The sequence below is a fragment of the Xanthomarina sp. genome (assembly GCF_035306605.1).
Classification (GTDB): Bacteria; Bacteroidota; Bacteroidia; order Flavobacteriales; family Flavobacteriaceae; genus Xanthomarina.
In genome coordinates this window covers 18,581-39,223 of record NZ_DATGNR010000020.1, presented here as the reverse complement: position 1 = coordinate 39,223, position 20,643 = coordinate 18,581, and the positions used below count along the sequence as shown (strand labels likewise).

The window sequence follows — 20,643 nt, the reverse complement described above, 5'->3', positions numbered from 1 at the left end:
CGTTGTGCAACATTTTGACCCGTCCTGAATAAAGGCTAAATATTTTAATGTCATAAAACTTGTCTAAAACAGCCAACGACAAATTATTACTGAAACACACACATCTTATGATTAGTTGAAGCATTCTACCTTTCATTTATTGAAATAATTGATGCAGTTAGTTTTAAAATTTATCATAAATAATTTCAGTTCTTAATTTGCAGAACTAAAAAAACTTTGTATATTTGCACCATACTAATTCTTAATTAATATGGATAATTTAAAACAACGTGTAGAAGATATTGGAGTTGTATATGAGCAATTTGGAAAAACACCCATTGCAAGCAGAGTATTTAGTTTCTTGTTATTAGCCGAACCTTCTTATAAAACATTTGATGAAATTAGAGAGTTTTTAAACGCAAGTAAAAGTGCAGTAAGCAATGCAATAAATGGTCATTTACAAGATGGTACAATTAATTACAAAACATTTAGTGGTGATAGAAAAAGATACTTTTATCTAGATTTAGAAAATTGGAAAAAGAGAGTTGAGGAATATGCTAAAAAACTATATGATTTTAACAATGTAATGGAAGATGTTTTAAAACATCGAAGCAATAACGACATAGAATTTAACAACAAGCTGAAAGATGTCATTGATTTTCAGAACTTTTTAAATCAGAAAATAGATGAAGCAATTAGAAAGTGGGAAGAAAACTAAAAAAATTTATTCAACAAGTTCTTTTTGTTAAGAACTAAAATAACTATAATATCTATGCATTTTTTAAAACAAACAGTAAGCCTATTACTCATATTTGTTTATGGCTTTGGCTTTTCGCAAGAAGCTGTTCCTAAACAATATACCATAGACCAAATTGTTCAACTAGCGTTAGAAAACAATCAAAAACTAAAAGTCTCAAAAAAGTCGGTTGATATTGCCAAACAGCAGACCGAAGTTTATAAACAACTTCAACTACCTAATGTTTCGTTAGGTGCAACAGCAATGTATTTGGGTGATATTGAAATTTTGGACACCGATTTTTCAAACCTACAAACCGTAGATATGCCACATTTTGGTAATACCTTTTCCTTACAAGCCCAACAATTGCTTTACAAAGGAAACGCTATCAATAATACCATTAAGGTTGGAAATCTTCAAGAAAAATTGGCGAACTTAAATGTAGAAAATGATGAAATTGGCATTAAATCTTTGGTGATTTCTAATTATTTAAGCCTTTACAAATTGTACAATCAAAAGCAAGTCTTTTTAGAAAACATCAAATTGGCTCAAAAACGAATTGATAACGTAACTAGTTTCTACAATCAAGGTATGGTAACACGTAACGAAGTAATTCGTGGCGATTTATTATTAGCATCCTTAAACCAAGCCATAGTAACGATAGACAATAATATTTCAATTTTAAACAACCAATTGGTTATTGCATTAGGATTACCAGCAAATACTAAAATTATTCCTGATGAAGAAACGCTGAAACTTAATCCTGCGTTACAAAATATAGAAACATATCAAGATGAAGTAGCTACCAATCATCCACTCATTAGAACTATGGATACCCAAAAGGAATTAGCCGAAACGAGCTTAGATATTACCAAAGCAGATAAGCTACCTATTTTGGCAGGCTTTGCTGGTTACAATATGCAACGTCCATTAACCAATTCCTTTCCAATAAACGATGTGTACTTTAATAGTTGGCAAGTTGGTGTATCGTTAACCTATAATATTGAATCGCTTTACAAAAACAAAGCAAAAGAGTCATTAAACAAGTTAAAAGTAGAGCAAGTAACCGAAGCCAAAACGCTTACTCAACAAAATTTACAAGTGGCTACACAAGCAGCTTATTTAAAATACAACGAAGCAATTTCACAAAAAGCAACCTATTTAGAAAGCAAACGTTTGGCTGAAGAAAACTATAAAATTATTGAAAAAAAATATTTAAATCAGTTAGCACTTATTACTGAAATGTTAGATGCTAGCAACTCTAAATTAGAAGCCGAATTACAATATGTAAATTCAGAAATTAATATCCTTCAGGCATACTATAATGTATTAAAAACTGTAGGAACACTATAACCATTGCAAAAAGAATAAAGATGTCAGATAACAATTCAAAAACCGAAAAGAAAGCAGGTAAAAACAAAAAAACGGTGTTTTTTATCAATCTACTTATATTTTTAGTAGCATTAGTTGCCTTGATTTTTGTATTAAAACACTATTTCCATATTGGCGATAAAAACTTTACAAACGATGCACAAGTAGAAGCTTATATCAATCCAATAAACACCAGAGTTTCCGCTTATATTAAAGAAATTCGTTTCGAAGAAAACCAGAGAGTAAAAAAAGGCGATACGTTGGTGATTTTAGATGATAGCGAAATTAAAGCCAAAGTTTTACAAGCCGAAGCTGCTTATTTAAGTGCTTTAGCTGGTGAAAAAACAGCAAAATCAACAATTAATACAGTTGCTAACAACACGTCTATTATTGAAGCCAATATTGCTGGTGCAAAATCCAATTTAGAAAATTCTGAAAGAGACTTAAATCGTTTTGCTGCCTTGTTAAAAGATGAAGCGGTAACCCAACAACAATACGATGGTATAAAAACCAAGTACGATGCTGCCAAAGCGCAATACAACGCCTTATTAGGACAACGTAAATCGGTAGATTATTCGCTTCGTGAAATGGATGGTAGAATTGAAATGAGCCAAGCAGGAATCAAGCAAGCAGAGGCAGCTTTAGACTTAGCGAAACTCAATTTATCTTATACTGTTATCACAGCACCTTACGATGGCTTTATGGGAAGACGTAAAGTTAACGAAGGACAGTTGTTAAATCCTAGTCAGCAAGTAGCCAGTATTGTAACCGATGATAAAAAATGGGTTATTGCCAATTTTAGAGAAACCCAAATGGAAGATATTGTTGCAGGAAAAGCCATTACTATTGAAGTCGATGCTTTGGGCGGAAAAGCCTTTAAAGGCAAAGTAAGTTCTATTTCGGCAGCTACAGGTTCAAAATTATCAACCATTCCTGTGGATAATTCTACAGGGAATTTCGTGAAAGTACAGCAACGTATTCCGGTTCGTATTGATTTTACCGAAGATAATTCAGAAGAAGATTTAAATCGTTTACGTGTAGGAATGAATGTAAATATTATCGTAGAATAACCAATGTATAACCAAGGACTTTTTAAAGATTGGGTACCTAAACCCGCAATGCTATTGCTCATTATTCTATACCTATTTCCGTTATTGGTTGTAGGTGGAATTTATACACCCAATTTTAGCAATATGATGAGTGATTTGGCACTTTATTCCGAATATCTCTCGTTTGCGAACTATGCTTCCTTTATTGGAATGGGTACAGCCTTACCGTATTTGTTGCGTTTTAAAATGCGCTTTAGGAGTAAAGAGTTGATGATTACCAGTTTGTCGATGATTGCATTGTGCTCAATGGCCATTATAACCACAGATAGTCCGTATGTTATTATTGCAGCAAACTTTGTCATTGGTTTTTTTAAAATCATTGCCATTATTGAGTTTGTACTTCCGCTATTATTTATTCTAAGTCCAGATGGCGACCGAACCAAATTTTATACAGTATTTTATCCTTTAAGTATTTCAACCGCTCAAATAGGAGGTTATTTCTTTGCAAAAATTGCCTATAACCTACAATGGGAATCGGTCTATTTGGTAATGGCAATTATAATGCTTGTATTGGTGCTTATCTCGGTTGTTTTTATGCACGATTTACGGTTCTCGAGAAAATTACCTTTATATCAAATTGATTTATTGAGTATGTTTCTTTTTGTAGTATCCTTTTTTCTATTAACATATACCTTAGTATTTGCCAAACAACAAGATTGGTTTGCTTCAAGCTATATACAAGCTTCAACCATTGGCTTTATCATCACTATGATTCTTTTTCTATGGCGACAAAAAGGATTAAAACGACCTTATGTTCCGTTAAGTGTTTTTAAAAAGAAAAACTTTATTCAAGGCTTTATTTTATTGATGTGTTTGGGTATGTTTTTAGCTTCAGGTGTTATTCAAAACACCTTTACGGTTGGTATTCTTGGCTATGATTCGCTCACCAACAACCTATTGAATTACGCAATGGTACCAGGAATTATTATAGGGGCTATTTATGCTAGAAAGTGGTATGCAAAAAAATGGCCTACCAAATTTTTAATTATTTCAGGAATGATTTTTTACACCTTACATTTTGTAATGATGTATTTTTTAATCAGTCCAGAAGTAGACATCAACTATTTAATTGTTCCTTCTATATTAAGAGGGATGGGAATGGTTATCCTTTTTATAAGTATTTGGTTTTATGCCTTAGATGGTTTTGATATGGCAGAAACCTTAGCAGTTGCATCCTTGTCAATTGTAATCCGTTCATTGATAAGTGTAGCATTTGCTGGAGCCATTTACTCTTGGTTGTTTTACAAATTACAGTTGCAAGGGTTGGAAAACATAGCACATCATTTAGATGCAGTAAACTTATCACAATTTAGAGGTGGTGGACTGGCAGTATATGGACGTTCGCGAATACAAGCTGTACTTACTGCTTCAAAAGCATTGTATGGTTATTCCATTATTGCAGGAATAATTATAATGCTATTCACCTTGGCAATACGTTTTGAAAACACCTATTACCGAAGATTAATATTAGTACGAAAACTGCTTAAAGGCGAATCGATTAAAGGATATAATGCAAGAGTAAGAGGAAATACTGTTGAGTCTATCTCTTCAGGAGCAGGTGCTGTAGGCGTGTAAAAAAAACATTGCACAACACTGTATAAAATTAATTGCTAGTGCAAGTCTACCTACGAATATCCTCTAGGATTTTATATTCGGTTTGTATTTACTAAATTAGGTGCTTAAAACACGCAACTAATCTTATACAAAACCGTTGTAACAAGACAGTATGAGCAGAAAAGGAAATTGCTGGGACAATGCTGTTGCAGAGAGCTTGTTTAAAACAATAAAGTACGAATGTACTAATAGATATGTTTTCAATTACTATTTAGATGCTTACAGGGTAATTGAACGCTACATCGAATGGTATAATTGTAAAAGACTTCATTCTGCTTTAGACTATAAATCTCCAATGGAGGAGGAAGTAGAATTAATAATGAAAAATAATAAAAATGTAGCTTAAAAAATAGTACCAAATTTATTAGGTAGTCCAACTTTTAAAAACTGTTGGAGAAAAAATAAAACAGAAAAGGAAAGAGATGGATTTATCTCAAGCTGTTCTTTCTTATGATGCTAACATACCAAGAAATCAAGTTGGTAAAATTGAAAGAGGTGAAATTAGCACAACAATCACTACTTTACTAAAAATTTGTAGGGCATTAAAAATAGAGTTGAAAGAATTATTTTAACACTCTAGCCAATCTTTTAAGGTTATGATATGATTTTTTAATATAATCATATTACGATTATGACTATTTTTTAAAAAGCCTTGAAGCGCAAAATTCACTTTAGTATTTTCAGGATACCTTGATAGTTCATCATCTATACACGCCTTAACTTGCTTATCTATATCACGTTCAATCTCTTCTACCGTTTTATCTTTAATTGAAATACCATAACTATTTAAGCATTCCAAAATCGTTGGTAATTCTGATTCTGGTGTTAAAGCGATATTATTACGGACAGTTACTCTATAAGAAGATGGTAATGCATCGACTTTCAGTTGTGTTTTTTTCTTTGTCTGTTGTTTAAATTTGTTAAGAAACTTCGCTATTTTCATGGTGTAAACTTTTTATTACATCAAGAAAAGGGGAAAGTTGCGCTTTATTTTGACAGACTGTCCACATCTTTTGACCACCGTTGACTCTCGTCTCGGTTGGTATCTTATTAAAGATTCTTGATGTAAGTATTATAAGTTATAAAGATATAAAAATTAATTATTTAAGGGATTATTTTCCCAATATTCCTTGTGTTGTTCTGCATATTCATTTTCAGAAGTCTTAATATAGCTTAAAAACTGCTTTTCAGTTGTATGTCCTGTTATTTTCATAATAGCTAATGTATTAAGCTTACCATACATATTTGTAGCAAAACTTCTTCTACCAACATGTGAGGATATGAGTTCATACTTTTTATACTCCCCTTTTCTCTTTCTATATATGATTTCTTCTTTACCATTTTCGCCAATATCAATTGGTACTAGTTTTGCTCCTTTGACCAAATTATCAATACCAACTTCTTTACAAACAACTTTAATATAATCGTTGAACTTTTGAGAAGATATTTTTTTTGGAAATTTGCCTTTCCTTTTATTTAAAATCTCTCTCACGTATGGATTAATAAAAATTGAAATTGGAGTTTTAGTTTTTACAGTAGTTATCTTTATGAAATTTTCATCCTTAATAAAGGAGGTATTTAACCTTAACAAGTCAGAAACTCGTAATCCTGTCCAAACAGATATAATTAGCCAATCTCTAGCATTATCTAATTTTTCATTTGTAAATTCATGTCTAAAAATAGCATCAATTTCTTCTTTAGTTAAATAAACATCATAGGTATTTCCTGATGGTGCTTTAAAGAGTTTACTTTCATAATCTTTAGAAACCGCAATTCCTTTCATTTCTGCATTACGGCAAAGCTGTTTTATATATTTAACATATCTACCAATAGTATTAGCAGACAAATAATGTTCATTTTCTAAATAACTAATGAATTCATAATTAAAACCTACCGTAATATCAGACAGCCTAATCCTTTTACCCGAAAATTCTTGAAAACCATCAAGTTTCTTTTTTAGCGACTTATAATAATCAATTGTTCTTTTGCCTATGTCCCCTTTAATAACTCTTTTCTGTTCTTCCTCAATATATTTTTCTAAAAATGGAATTAAATATATTTTAGAATTACTACTATTGTCAGGGATTGCTTGATTAAAAAATATTTTTATGTTATTTCTTAACCAAGTATTATCAATAATAACACCTTCAAAACTATCATTATCAAATTGTTTTCTAATATGAGTTTTAAGGTCTCGAAGCTTTTTATTCAATTTACCATAATCAACCTTGTCTGTTTGATTGATTTGTTCCTTTACAGAACTCCACTTACCCTTAGGCACTTTAATTCCTGTTGAAACCTCGTAATCTCCACCCATTCCAGGTTTAAATCTTAAATAAATTGATTCCCCTTTACTATTTTCCCTTGTTCTATAATTAATTGAAGCCATAATTACCCCTATTTTTACCCCTAATTTACATTAATTTTATTTAACTTTAAAAATTAAATGAGATTAAATTTAGAACATAAATTAGTGTAAATTATTATATATAATGGGTTTATGATTGTTTTAGTAATTTAGCTAAAATCAATGAAATTTATAGGTTATGCTCTTCTCGTGCGCACTATTAAATTGAAACTTCCCTGCATTAATAAATTTCACTAAAGTAAGCCTTTAGTTTTTTTTATAATTAGAAACTCGAGTATTTGAAAATTAAGACAAATCAAAAAGGATTTTCTTAAGAGGGATGAAGAATATATCAAAACCGTAATTGAACATCCAATTGTAGTTGTTGCGATTTCTAATAAAACCTCTCTAATTTATTTTCAAATAGATTTCATAAGCAAAAAAACATACGCCTAAACAAATCTTAAGCTTTACTAGAATTCAATATAAACATTTTTGCTTAGAGGTAATTATTGATTGATAATTTCATCCAATTGCTTTCTTACCCCATCACTATTCCAATTGGCTGCACCTGTTTTATCAATAACAATCTGTCCTTGTTGATCTATAAGATAGGTTCTTGGAATTGCTCCCACTTCAAATATCTTTGGAGCTGCAGAAGTTGGAGAATGGGCCTTAAAACTATAATTATGTTTATTTAAAAAGCTTGAAATTGTTTTAGAATCTTCATTTGAAACAAAAAGAAAAACAACGTCGTCTTTATAAGTTTTATATAATTCATCTAAACTTGGCATTTCTGCAATACATGGAGGACACCATGTTGCCCAAAAATTAATTAGGACAACTTTCCCTTTAGCTTCATTAAAATCATAAGCTTCACCGGAATCATTAACCAGGTGCCAATTATAATCCGTTAGTTTTTCTCTTTTAGCCTCTTCAATAACAGAAGGACCAAATAGTGCTAATCCCTTGTTTAAAAACACCTGAATTGGAGTTCTGGTTTGAGGAAATATTAACAAGGCTATCAATACAATAAAAACTATATTACTAATACTTATTTTCGGTTTTTTCATAAATTATATCGACGAGAATAATTACACATACTTACATAAACAAAAAACTCCTGAAATGTTTTCAGGAGTTTTTTATAAATACATTTTCTTTTAAACTAAGAAGCGTTTTGCTTTTTTATTAAATTAAGTGCAGAACCTTCTTTGTACCAATCAATTTGAGCTTGGTTATAAGTATGATTTGCTACTATAACATCCTTCGAACCATCTGCATGCACAAACTCCAATGTTAATGGTTTGTCTGGAGAAAACTCATTTAAATCTAAGAAGTTAATTGTATCATCTTCTTGAATTAAATCGTAATCACTTTCGTTAGCAAATGTTAAACCTAACATCCCTTGTTTTTTAAGGTTGGTTTCGTGGATACGTGCAAATGACTTCACTAAAACAGCAGCCACACCTAAATGTCTTGGTTCCATAGCTGCATGCTCTCTAGAAGAACCTTCACCGTAGTTATGATCTCCAACTACTATTGAATAAACTCCTTTAGCTTTATAATCACGTGCTACATCTGGAACACCAGCATAATCACCAGTTAATTGATTTTTAACAAAGTTTGTCTTTTGGTTGAATGCATTTACAGCACCAATTAACATGTTGTTTGAGATGTTATCTAAATGTCCTCTAAAACGCAACCATGGACCTGCCATAGAAATATGGTCTGTAGTACATTTTCCAAATGCTTTTATTAATAGCTTCGCACCCTTAATAGAGTTACCTATTGGTTGGAACGGCGTTAATAGTTGCAAACGCTCTGAAGTCGGACTTACAGATACATCAACAGTACTTCCGTCTTCAACAGGCTCTACATAACCTGAATCTTTTACATCAAATCCTAATGGTGGTAACTCCAATCCTTTTGGCTCATCAAGTTTAATTTCTTGACCATCTTCATTGATTAATGTATCATTCATTGGATCAAAATCTAAACGACCAGATATAGCAATTGCTGCTACCATTTCTGGAGATCCTACAAAAGCATGCGTGTTCGGATTTCCATCTGCACGTTTAGAGAAGTTTCTATTGAAAGAATGCACAATTGTATTCTTTTCATCTCCTTTTCTATCACTTCTATCCCATTGTCCAATACAAGGTCCACAAGCATTTGTAAAGATGGTAGCATTTAAATCCTCAAATATTTTCAATACTCCATCACGTTCTGCTGTGAAACGGATTTGCTCTGAACCAGGATTGATTCCAAAGTCAGATTTCGCTTTAATTTTTTTATCTACAGCTTGTTTCGCAATAGATGCTGCACGGGTTAAATCCTCATAAGATGAGTTTGTACAAGATCCAATTAATCCCCAATCTACCTTTAAAGGCCAATCATTTTTTCTTGCTTTTTCGCCAAGTTCACCAACTGGTGTTGCTAAATCTGGTGTAAATGGTCCGTTTAAATGTGGGCGTAATGTGTCTAAATCGATTTCAATAACTTGATCGAAGTAATCTTCTGGAGATGCATAAACCTCATCGTCACCAGTTAAGTACTCGCGAATTTTATTTGCTTCATCAGCAACATCATTTCTATCGGTAGCACGTAAATAACGTTCCATAGAATCGTCGTATCCAAAAGTAGATGTAGTTGCTCCAATTTCGGCTCCCATATTACAAATGGTTCCTTTTCCTGTACAAGATAAGTTTTTAGCACCAGGACCAAAATACTCAACAATAGCACCTGTTCCACCTTTTACAGTTAAGATTCCAGCTACTTTAAGAATAACATCTTTTGCAGATGTCCATCCATTTAATCTACCTGTTAATTTAACACCAATTAACTTTGGGAATTTTAACTCCCAAGCCATTCCAGCCATAACATCCACAGCATCTGCACCACCAACACCAATAGCTAGCATACCCAATCCACCTGCGTTTACCGTATGTGAATCAGTTCCAATCATCATACCTCCTGGGAATGCATAATTTTCTAAAACAACTTGATGAATAATACCTGCTCCTGGCTTCCAAAAACCAAGACCATATTTATTAGAAACTGAAGCTAAAAAGTCGAAAACCTCATTACTTGTTTCGTTAGCACGTTTCAAATCTGGTACTGCACCTTGTTTCGCTTGGATTAAGTGATCACAATGTGTTGTAGTTGGAACTGCTACTTTAGATTTTCCGGCTTGCATAAACTGCAATAATGCCATTTGCGCCGTAGCATCTTGTAAAGCAATACGGTCTGGAGCAAAGTCCACATAATCTTTACCTCTTACAAACGCTTTTGTAGGATTTCCATCCCAAAGGTGTGCGTATAAAATCTTTTCTGAAAGTGTTAATGGTTTTCCCACAATTTTACGTGCAGTATCTACTCGATCTGCCATTGTAGAATACACTTTTTTAATCATGTCTATATCGAAGGCCATAAGTTGTATTTAATAAAATTAGTATTTGTTTAAAGTTACCCTAAATGAATGGTTATGCAAAATTACAAATTTTAAAGGAGATTTAAAAATATGTAACAGAATGAAAGAAACACTAAATATAATTCAAATAACAATGAATATTTAAACAATATTTTAATTATTTCGCAAATTATCATGGCTTATAATAATAAATTAACAATAAAATTTTATTGAATAAATTATATATAAAACCTGATTAACAAGAAATATAGCTATAAAGTACTAAGCTTTAAAAACTAGAACAAACTTTTAATAATTTGTTCTTCTGTGATGCCTTCGGCTTCTGCTTTGTAGTTTTTAATAATACGATGCCTTAGAATACTTTCTGCAACGGCTTGAACATTTTCTATATCTGGAGAAAACTTCCCATTAATAGCTGCATGAGTTTTAGCTGCCAAAATTAAATTTTGTGAAGCTCTTGGACCAGCTCCCCAATCAATATAGTTTTTAACCAATTCTGGAGCTGTTGATCCATTTGGTCGGGTTTTAGAAACCATACTTACTGCATACTCAATTACATTATCAGCTACAGGAATTCTTCGGATAACCTGTTGGATATCTATTATTTCTTGTGCTGAAAACAATGATTTTACTTTTGCTTGGATATCTGTAGTTGTAGACTTAACGACTTGCACTTCCTCTTCAAAGCTTGGATAATCCAAATTAATAGCAAACATAAAACGATCTAATTGAGCCTCCGGTAACGGATAGGTCCCTTCTTGTTCGATAGGGTTTTGAGTTGCCAATACGAAGTAAGGTAAATCCAATTTATAATTATGTCCAGCAACAGTAACAGAACGCTCCTGCATAGCTTCCAACAAAGCTGCTTGAGTTTTTGGCGGAGTTCTATTTATTTCATCGGCTAAAATAATATTTGAAAAAATAGGTCCTTTAATAAATTTAAAATGTCTGTTTTCGTCTAGTATTTCACTTCCAAGAATATCACTTGGCATTAAATCCGGTGTAAATTGAATTCGTTTAAAATTAAGTCCCAACGCTTGAGCAATGGTATTTACCATTAAAGTTTTTGCTAATCCTGGAACTCCAATAAGCAAAGCGTGTCCTCCTGAAAAAATAGAAATTAGAATTTGACTCACCACCTCATCTTGACCGATAATTACCTTGGCAATTTCAGATTTTAAGGAGTGATAGTTTTTAACTAATGCTTCTACTTTAGCTACGTCAGACATGTTTATTTTTTTAACCAGTTACTAGAAAAATCGCAATCTCTGTGTACCCCATTTATTTTAATATAGGTTTCCATAATTTTAACGTCTTGCCATTCTTCAATAGCTTTAAATCGTTTTTCCGTTAAAGCTAAATCCTTTATTTTAAGATAATCTCTAGAATAATCTGCAACATGCTCATCTACACGATCAGTAACTTTCATTATTTTAAACTTAATATCTCCAGTTCTTCCTCTTTCTGTAATAATTAAACTTACTTCATCATCCTTTAAACCTTGGATTTGCCCATATAATTCTGGATCCATTTTTGTAAGTTCAAAATTATAATCTTGGGTTGCTGGATTAATTAAATATCCACCTTCACTGCTAGTTTCTTTTTCATCACTTGATTCTCTTGCTGCATCTTCAAAAGAAATATCCCCTGAAACGATACGTTCACGGATGTTTTCTATTTTAGTTTTTGCTTCTGCAATGGCACTTTGAGAAACCTCTGGAATTAATAATATATGACGAACATCGTATTCTTGTCCTCTAATTTTTTCTAAATAAATAATATGCCATCCGTAATCGGTTTCAAAAGGTTCAGAAATCTCACCTTCTTGTAATGTAAAAGCTACTTCTCTAAACTCTTTAACCATCATTGGTTTTTTTCTATTTAAGGTGTATAAACCTCCTGTAGGAATGGATGCTTTGTCATCTGTATATAAAACTACTTTAGAACGAAAACTAGCTCCGTTTTCAATAACATCTGTTCTAAATTGATTTAAACGATCAATTACTTTTTGTTTATTAGCTTCTGAAACTTCAGGTTCGATAACAATCTGAGATACTTTTAATTCTGTTCCAAAAGTTGGTCTTTCATCTACTGGAATTTTATTAAAGAACTGTCTAACTTCTTCTGGGGTTACTTCTACATCCTCAATAATTTTCTTTTGCATTTCGCTAGCCAACTTGTTGCTTTTGTTGATTTCGAACATTTCTTCTCTAAAACTTTTTTCGTCCTCTTTATTATAAAAAGCAACTAGCTCCTCCATGGTTTTGCCCGATTGATCTAAAAACTGTTGTAATTGATAATCTACTGTAGCTCGAATTTCAGCATCTGAAACTAAAACACTATCCTGAATAGCGTGATGTGCATACAATTTGTCTTCAAGTAATTTTCCAAACAATTGACATCTTGTTACACCTTCCATAGAAGCTCCTTGTGCTTTAAGCTGAAGGATGGTATTGTCTATATCGGAATCTAAAATGATATAGTCTCCTACTACAGCTGCAACGCCGTCAATTTTTCTCAAATTTGACCTATCGGTCGTATCGGATTTTACTTCCTCAACTTCGCTTACTTCGTCTTCAATAATGATTTGTGCTGAAACAATTTGAGTAGCCAAAGTGGCCAAGCAAATAAGTAGGTACTGATTTAATTTAGTTATAGATTTCAAATTTCTTATGTTTAATAGCATCTTTTTTAATGTCTTTTTCTAATTCTCTTACGAGTTCTAATTTTCTTTTGTTAATAACAATCTTGTCAATTGTAGGCTTAACGTATTCTATTGGCGCTGTACTATTTCTAAGTAATACATCGGTAATATGCACCAAATATAATCCTAATGAGTCTTTGAGTTGTATAAAATTAGATTTTTTTAACAATTCGTTTCGGTTTTCACTTGTAAACGGGGGAATTTTATCAATTACCTGATCTACTTTCACCCAAACTGAGTCTTTTAACGAAAAGGATTTAAATTGAATGGATATAGAATCAAGTTCTTTTTTATCTTCATCGTTAAAACGTTTGAATTTAGTTTCAAGTTCTTTAAGATCCAAAAGATTTTCACCTACGTTAATATATCTTAGCTTAATTAAATCTTCATTCAACTTAAAAATCTGTTTGTTTTCGTTGTAGTAAGCCTCTATTTCTTCTTGGCTAATTAGAGTATCTATATTTTGAGCAACTAAGGCTTCCATGTATGCCTTAGAATATAAGTCGTTTTTGTAATCTATGGCGAATTTATCAAAGGTTCGCTGTTTCGACTCTGTTAAATTAAGTTTTGCTCCACTTAACAATAATTGCTGAGTTGCCCAATGATTAATAAAGTTGTTTACAACTACAGCGCTGTCCTGTTTAGACATGCCTTCTTTTACAAGGTCTTGAATATCCTCTTCGTATAAATAAGTATCGTTTACTCTTGCTACTGGTTTTCTGTCGTCGGTCTGTTTAAAGAAATCGCAAGACACAGTTAGCAATGCAATGAAACATAAAAATAATATGTTGGTTTTTAATTTCAAGGTTACTTATTTAGTGATTCTTTTACTTGTTCAAGAACTTCGGGATAAACGGTTACCTTATATTTTTTTTCTAATTCTGAAATCCAATTAGCTTCTTTATAATTCTGAAAATCGCTAATTACAGCTCCTTTGGCCTCTTCGAAAGTTTTTAATGTTTTAGGTAGAACTTCTTTTACATTAGCAACTATGAAAGAATCGTTGAAACTATAAATATCTGAAACACCTGTTTTAAACTGAAAATCTTCTGGTAAGGATTGATGTTGTTTATCCATAATCCCTGTTGTAAAGATAACATCTATTTCATTTTCAGAATTAAGCGCTGCTTTTATTTGCTCTGGGGTTTTATTTTTACGCATTAGCTTTTGAGCTTTCTTTATAACAGATTTTTTAGCTGAAGATGCTACCACGGCATCAGCTCTTTGGCTCCAATAATAAGATTCTTTATTACGCTTATAATACTGATCCAGTCCAACAGAGTCATTTTTAGCAGCATTCCAAATTTCAGTTTCCATTAAATCGAACAACAATAACCCGTCTCTATATTCCTCTACAATATTTGCATAATCCTTATTTTCAAACTCTAAGCGTTCTTCCTTGTATTTTAACAATTGTTGTTCCAAGAAGCTATTGTAAGTATTCGAAACTAAAGCTTCTAAAGAAATTTTAGGTAATTGGCGACGTTGGCTTTTCTCTAAAAATGAACCAAAATCTTGATAACTTAGTGTTTTGTCTTGAATTTTAATTAAAGTTTTATCGCCTTTAAATTCTTGTGGCAACAACCAAGCACCATTGAAATAACTGTCGTTTAATATAGAAACAAAGTAGCTTAAATCTGGTTGTTTACTAGAAACTTGATATTGCTCCATTAAGGTATTAAACATTGATTGGTTGATTAATTTAGACCTCGAGTCTCTTTTAACCTTCTCTACCAACTCTACTTTTAATTTATCGAAAGACTCTACCGGTTTTTTACCGTATAGTTTTATAATATGCCAACCGTATTGTGTTTCAAATGGTTTTGATATTTCGCCAATTTCATTTAAACCAAATGCTACATTCTCAAATTCAATAGCACTTAATTGCCCTCCAGTAAAAGGAGTAAGTAATCCACCTTTACTTGCTGTACTTTGATCTTCTGAGAATTGTTTTGCTAAAGAAGCAAAATCCTCCCCTTGTTGTAGTTTTAAATAAATCTCGTTTATTCTTGTTTTTGGATCTTCTTCAGATTTTTCTTTATTCTGATTATTAATCATAATATGAGCAACAGTGCGCTCTCCTCTTGAAGTCCTTTTGTTAGTAACCAAAACAATATGATAGCCAAAACGAGTTTTGAATGGCATTGACACTTCTCCTACTGGCGTGTTATATGCTGCCGATTCAAATTCGTAAACCATTTTAAAGGCTGAAAAATAACCCAAATCTTCTGCAAAAACTGTATTGCCATTATGCACTTCTTTTTGAAGAGCCTCAAAACCTTCACCTGCTAATCTATCTCTTAGCTTTAAGAGCTGATTATATGCTTTTAACGTATCAGCTGGACTAGGATTTTCGTCTAAACGAATTAATATATGTTGCGCTTCAACTTCATTTATCATTCTATTGTAAGCTTCTTCTACCAACTCATCCGTAACTTTAGAATCTGTCATGTAGTTACTTGCCAACTGCGATTTATAACTAGACAATTCTCTTATATATGATTGTTTTTTGTCTAACCCTAGGCTTTGAGCTTCTTTAAGTTTTAACTTATAGTTAATGAACAGTTTTAGATATTCAGACACATCTTTTTGTGATTCATCTTTCACTAAGTCGATGTTTTTATTAAAAACTCTTATAAATTCAGATGTGTATACAGGATCGTTTTCAACAGAAAACAAGACAGAATCATTATTTTCTTGAGCGTAAATAGCGAAAAAACACAAGGAAAAAACAAGGCTTAAAAAATATCTAATCATGTTTATTTATTTTTATATATGAGTGCAAAAGTAGTAATATTAAGCTATTATGCAAGGTGCATTAACAAACGGTTTAGAAAGTTTTTTAGTATTCAAAACCAATCGGCTTTCAAAAGCTTTTAATATATTTTGTTTATATTTAATAAATTGTTTTTAGAAAAAATTGGGTTTTCAGAATGTAAACTCAAAACTATTAGGTAGTTGAAACTTTTTCAAATGTTAACTTTCAAACCCTTAAGCATTTTAGTCCCTTTATTTTCAGCAGTCTAAACTAGTTTTATTAAATGAAATACACTACAGAAATAATAATTAAGATTCCATTAACCGATTTTTTAAAAAAACTCCAAAACCCAAAAAACCTAAAACATTGGCAAAGAGGGTTTATAAGGTACGACTATATTTCTGGAGTTCCGGGTGATATTGGATCTAAAATGAAGTTGGTTTACAAATTAGGAAAACGAGAAACAGCACTTGAAGAAACCGTTATTTACAAACAATTTCCACACAAAATACAAGTCATGTATGATACAGATGGAATGCAAAGAATTCAAGAAAATTATTTTTCAGAAACACCTGAATTACATACAAAATGGACTAGTATTACCGAGTGTATCCCCATGAATTTTAGGATGAGAATGTTTATTCTTTTGATGCCTGGAATTTTAAGTAAACAAACTAAACAATACATGCAAGATTTTAAGAACTTTGCAGAAAATGGAACTTCAATAAATAATGAGAAAACTTAAACTAATTTGGGACTTTACAGGGCCTAATTCCGCTAAAACAGCAGAGCATCACGAAAAACATTTAAAAGAATACATTGCAATTGAAAAACTGGATTTAAACATAACAGGATTTCAAATACTAGGTGAAATGCACGCCATAGCTTTCATGGTAGTTTTAGAAGACCATATGAAACCTGTTCGCGATGCTTTAAAGCCACATCGTGGTGAAGTGTATCAAGAATAATGAAAAACAAATTGGTTGAACCAAATAAACTTCGGTTCAACCAATTTTATGTTTTGTTTAATTTTTAAAATTAACTTTTTAAATCAATTTGCTTTAAATTTTCTATCCTGTTTCTTTCTAAAAAGGCATCGATAGTTTCAAAGTGTTCTATAACCCTTTGATCTTTAAATTCAAAAACCTTTTGAGATAATCCTTGAAGAAAATCTCTATCATGAGATACTAAAATTAAGGTACCGTCAAAATTTAAAAGTGCTTCTTTTAACACGTCTTTCGATTTTAAATCTAAATGGTTAGTTGGCTCATCAAGAATAAGCAAGTTAACTGGCTCTAAAAGTAATTTAACCATAGCCAATCTGGTTTTTTCTCCTCCAGATAACACACCTACTTTTTTATCGATATCATCGCCACCAAACATAAAGCGACCAAGGATATTTTTTATCTGTGTTCTTACATCCCCTTCGGCAACTTCATCTACCGTTTGAAAAACCGTTAAACTTTCGTCTAGCAATGACGCTTGGTTTTGGGCAAAATACCCCACTTTTACGTTGTGCCCTAAGCTGCATTTTCCTTCAAAATCAATCTCGCCCATAATAGCTTTAATCATGGTTGATTTCCCTTCTCCATTTCGTCCTACAAAAGACACTTTTTCTCCTCTAGAAATAGACATGTTTGCATTTTTAAACACTACGTGATCCCCATAAGATTTAGATAAATCTTGAACAGTTACCGGATAATCACCAGAACGCTGAGATGGTGGGAAGCGTAATTTTAAAGATGAGTTATCAATCTCGTCAATCTCAATAATTTCAAGTTTCTCTAGCATACGTTCTCTCGAACTCACCTGATTTGTTTTGGAATATGTACCTTTAAATCGTTCAATGAAAGCCACATTATCTGCTATAAACTTTTGTTGCTCTTGATATGCTTTTATTTGGCTAGCACGTCTTTCTTCACGCAATTGTAAATAATGGGAGTAATTGGCCTTATAATCGTAAATACGCCCCATAGTTACCTCAATAGTTCTATTAGTAATATTATCAACAAATGCTCTATCGTGTGAAATAACTACTACTGCTTTGGCCTTATTAATTAAAAAATCTTCCAACCAAATAACCGATTCAATATCTATATGGTTTGTAGGCTCATCCAATAGAATTAAATCTGGTTTTTGAAGTAAAATTTTAGCCAATTCAATCCTCATTCTCCATCCTCCACTAAATTCACTAGTTAAACGGTGTAAATCTTCACGTTTAAAACCTAATCCTCTTAGAGCTTTTTCTACTTCAGCATCGTAATTAATATCTTCTAGAGCATAAAATTTTTCTCCTAAATCCGATACTTTTTCAATAATGGACATATATTCATCAGACTCGTAATCTGTACGTGTTTCCAAGGCTTTGTTAAGTTGCTCCATTTCGTCTCGCATAGCAAAAATATGCTTGAAAGCCTTTGAAGCTTCTTCAAAAACGGTACAGTTATCTTCTGTTAAAAGGTGTTGTGGCAAATAAGCTATAACTGCATCTTTAGGAAATCTAACATGACCTCGGGACGGTTTTTGCTCTCCAGCAATAATTTTCATCATGGTTGATTTTCCTGCACCATTTTTCCCCATTAAAGCTATCTTATCATTTTCATTTATAACAAATGAAACATCTTTAAACAAGGTGTGACCATTAAATTCTACTGCTAAAGCATCTATTGAAATCATTGACTATATTTTTTTAAGAGCGCAAAATTATGGAAAAGAAATATGAAATTCAGAATTAAAAATCAAAGAAACCGATAGGCTATTGTAGTGGAGCGTATTTACTGACCTAAATTCAATTATAATTTGTCTTATTATATTTTTGATTGAGAAATTTATAGCATTGGCGAAAATAAGCGTGCTAATTTATCTAAAAACCTGTAAAGGGTAGGTCTTTGCAACCATGCTATTAAATCTATTTTTAAAGAAACTTCTAAATCTTCGTAGAAAGCGGTTCTTAATTGATTCGATATTTCCTCGTCGTAAACAATGGCGTTTACCTCAAAGTTTAAATCGAAGCTTCTTACATCCATATTTGCTGTTCCCACTATGGCTATTTCGTTATCAATAACCATTGTTTTTGCATGGACAAACCCTTTTTGATAGCGATAAATTTCTACCCCCGATTTCAATAATTCTGCGTAATACGAGCTAGCTGCAGCATTAACCAACTTAGAGTCTGATTTTTTTGGGACAATTAGTTTTACCTGAACCCCACTTTTTCCGGCAATAATTAAAGCATCCATAATACTTTTGCTTGGAATAAAATAGGGTGTTGTGATAAGAATTTCTTTTTCGGCTAGATTAATGGCCTGTAAAAGAGCAAATTTAATGGTAGGCAAATCAGAATCAGGTCCACTTGCAGTAATTTGCACATGCTTGTCTTCTATGGAAAGGAAGGACTCTTTAAGTGGAAAAAGTTTTTCATTAATGGACATTTCATCCTGTGCACAAAAATTCCAATCGCATAAAAACAGATATTGCAAATACCATGTTGCTGGTCCTTCAATTTTTAAATGTGTATCTCGCCAATACACCTTGTTTTTACTTGGTTCCCCATTTATGTATTTATCGCTTACATTAATACCGCCAACAAATGAGGTATGTCCATCGATAATTATTATTTTTCTATGGTTTCGATAATTAATTCTATTAGCAAGGGCTATTAATTTAATTTTATAAAAAGGAAATATTTTGACACCAGCGTCCCTCAATCTCTTAACTTGTTTTCTCCGTATTGAGCGGCTACCAAAATCATCATAAATAAACCGAACTTCAAGACCTTCAGCTTTCTTTTTAATTAGGAGTTCTATAATTTCATTACCAATATTATCATCTTCAAAAATATAATACTCTATATGAATATGATCTTTTGCTTCAGCTAAACTTTTTAGCACTTCAGGGAACTTCTCTTCACCATTTAAAAGTAATTTCACCGAATTATTATCGGTTAATGGACTAAGATTTTCCTTCAGTATTAAGTTAACAAGTTTTCTACTATCTTGAACATTCTCATCCCCTTCTTTTAAAACACCTTTAGAATATGTGATTAACTTTTTTTCAAGATTGCTTTGAAGCTTCGTATTGGTCAATAATTTTTTCCCATACATTTTCCGAATCCGATAATTCACTCCAAATGAAAAATAAATAATGATTCCTAAAATTGGAACAAAAATAACTAGTAGTAAATAGGCTAAAGCTTTTGTAGTGTTTTCTGTATCGAAAATTACACGATAACAAACTAACATTAAAATTATAATGTAGAATATTTCTAAAATTAAGAAGTAACTCATTCAACGAAAATTAATAATTAAGTTGATTTTAAAGATAAATATTAATTATTTACTAACCTATTAAGTATTATAAATACCGTACATATAGGTAGCTTAATATTCTATCGCGTTTTAAAAAACATATACATCTTATCGGTTTTAAAGCTCATTTCATCGATTTTACTTTGTATTTATTCCAACAAAACTCTCTATAAACCAATCTACTATGAAAATACACCTACAATTATCCATGGCTTTTCTGTTCTTAAATCTAATGATAGCACAAACCCATAACTAATGGGACAGATTAGACAGCAAATAATATTA

At 31.9% G+C, this 20,643-nt stretch carries 17 protein-coding genes, 1 pseudogene and 1 riboswitch; of the genes and pseudogenes, 8 read left to right on the top strand and 10 right to left on the bottom strand.

The features are described from left to right. Positions 1-250: 250 nt before the first annotated feature. The 6 genes and pseudogenes from VKY41_RS02785 (at position 251) to VKY41_RS02760 (ending at position 5,381) form a co-directional block, all read left to right on the top strand. The gene (locus VKY41_RS02785) at positions 251-697 is read left to right on the top strand and encodes a GbsR/MarR family transcriptional regulator (RefSeq protein WP_500812910.1); all 447 of its coding nucleotides are present in this window, start codon (positions 251-253) and stop codon (positions 695-697) included. 54 nt (positions 698-751) lie between these two features. After that, entirely contained in the window at positions 752-2,068 is a 1,317-nt protein-coding gene (locus VKY41_RS02780; RefSeq protein WP_500812909.1) for a TolC family protein, read from the top strand. A 20-nt stretch (positions 2,069-2,088) separates the two neighbouring features. Continuing rightward, positions 2,089-3,156: an HlyD family secretion protein gene (locus VKY41_RS02775; protein ID WP_441847363.1), complete on the top strand. Its 1,068-nt coding sequence runs from the start codon at positions 2,089-2,091 to the stop codon at positions 3,154-3,156. A gap of 3 nt (positions 3,157-3,159) precedes the next feature. Beyond that, positions 3,160-4,770, top strand: a complete 1,611-nt coding sequence (locus VKY41_RS02770) for an MFS transporter (RefSeq protein ID WP_500812908.1) — start codon at positions 3,160-3,162, stop codon at positions 4,768-4,770. 148 nt (positions 4,771-4,918) lie between these two features. Then, a pseudogene (locus VKY41_RS02765) lies at positions 4,919-5,155 on the top strand (transposase); the annotation flags it as partial. 55 nt (positions 5,156-5,210) lie between these two features. Further along, entirely contained in the window at positions 5,211-5,381 is a 171-nt protein-coding gene (locus VKY41_RS02760; protein ID WP_500812913.1) for a helix-turn-helix domain-containing protein, read from the top strand. Here VKY41_RS02760 and VKY41_RS02755 read toward each other — a convergent pair. The 8 genes from VKY41_RS02755 to VKY41_RS02720 form a co-directional block, all read right to left on the bottom strand. After that, complete coding sequence (locus VKY41_RS02755; RefSeq protein WP_500812907.1) at positions 5,378-5,752, bottom strand: hypothetical protein; 375 nt, start codon at positions 5,750-5,752, stop codon at positions 5,378-5,380. The genes VKY41_RS02760 and VKY41_RS02755 overlap by 4 nt on opposite strands. Before the next feature lie 35 nt (positions 5,753-5,787). After that, positions 5,788-5,881: riboswitch (SAM-I-IV-variant riboswitch) on the bottom strand. A gap of 24 nt (positions 5,882-5,905) precedes the next feature. Beyond that, positions 5,906-7,198: a tyrosine-type recombinase/integrase gene (locus VKY41_RS02750; protein ID WP_500812906.1), complete on the bottom strand. Its 1,293-nt coding sequence runs from the start codon at positions 7,196-7,198 to the stop codon at positions 5,906-5,908. A 467-nt stretch (positions 7,199-7,665) separates the two neighbouring features. Beyond that, on the bottom strand, positions 7,666-8,229 hold the full coding sequence (locus VKY41_RS02745; protein WP_500812905.1) for a TlpA family protein disulfide reductase: 564 nt from the start codon (positions 8,227-8,229) through the stop codon (positions 7,666-7,668). Between the two features lie 95 nt (positions 8,230-8,324). After that, complete coding sequence (locus VKY41_RS02740) at positions 8,325-10,589, bottom strand: aconitate hydratase (protein WP_500812904.1); 2,265 nt, start codon at positions 10,587-10,589, stop codon at positions 8,325-8,327. 275 nt (positions 10,590-10,864) lie between these two features. Beyond that, positions 10,865-11,818 carry an AAA family ATPase gene (locus tag VKY41_RS02735; protein WP_500812903.1) on the bottom strand — a complete coding sequence of 318 codons (954 nt, stop codon included), beginning with the start codon at positions 11,816-11,818 and terminating at the stop codon, positions 10,865-10,867. A 2-nt stretch (positions 11,819-11,820) separates the two neighbouring features. Further along, on the bottom strand, positions 11,821-13,275 hold the full coding sequence (locus VKY41_RS02730) for a peptidylprolyl isomerase (RefSeq protein WP_500812902.1): 1,455 nt from the start codon (positions 13,273-13,275) through the stop codon (positions 11,821-11,823). Next, on the bottom strand, positions 13,238-14,098 hold the full coding sequence (locus tag VKY41_RS02725; RefSeq protein ID WP_500812901.1) for a peptidyl-prolyl cis-trans isomerase: 861 nt from the start codon (positions 14,096-14,098) through the stop codon (positions 13,238-13,240). The genes VKY41_RS02730 and VKY41_RS02725 overlap by 38 nt, the downstream gene beginning before the upstream one ends. A 2-nt stretch (positions 14,099-14,100) precedes the next feature. Next, complete coding sequence (locus VKY41_RS02720) at positions 14,101-16,050, bottom strand: peptidylprolyl isomerase (RefSeq protein ID WP_500812900.1); 1,950 nt, start codon at positions 16,048-16,050, stop codon at positions 14,101-14,103. Between the two features lie 284 nt (positions 16,051-16,334). On the opposite strand from VKY41_RS02720, the gene VKY41_RS02715 reads away from it, so the two are divergent. Further along, positions 16,335-16,796 carry an SRPBCC family protein gene (locus VKY41_RS02715; RefSeq protein ID WP_500812899.1) on the top strand — a complete coding sequence of 154 codons (462 nt, stop codon included), beginning with the start codon at positions 16,335-16,337 and terminating at the stop codon, positions 16,794-16,796. Then, complete coding sequence (locus VKY41_RS02710) at positions 16,780-17,019, top strand: hypothetical protein (protein WP_500812912.1); 240 nt, start codon at positions 16,780-16,782, stop codon at positions 17,017-17,019. Before VKY41_RS02715 ends, VKY41_RS02710 begins: the two co-directional genes overlap by 17 nt. Positions 17,020-17,089: 70 nt before the next feature. Here VKY41_RS02710 and VKY41_RS02705 read toward each other — a convergent pair whose 3' ends face one another. Both VKY41_RS02705 and cls read right to left on the bottom strand, forming a co-directional pair. Continuing rightward, on the bottom strand, positions 17,090-18,727 hold the full coding sequence (locus VKY41_RS02705) for an ABC-F family ATP-binding cassette domain-containing protein (RefSeq protein ID WP_500812898.1): 1,638 nt from the start codon (positions 18,725-18,727) through the stop codon (positions 17,090-17,092). A 152-nt stretch (positions 18,728-18,879) separates the two neighbouring features. Then, positions 18,880-20,337, bottom strand: a complete 1,458-nt coding sequence (gene cls, locus VKY41_RS02700; protein WP_500812897.1) for a cardiolipin synthase — start codon at positions 20,335-20,337, stop codon at positions 18,880-18,882. Between the last annotated feature and the right edge of the window lie 306 nt (positions 20,338-20,643).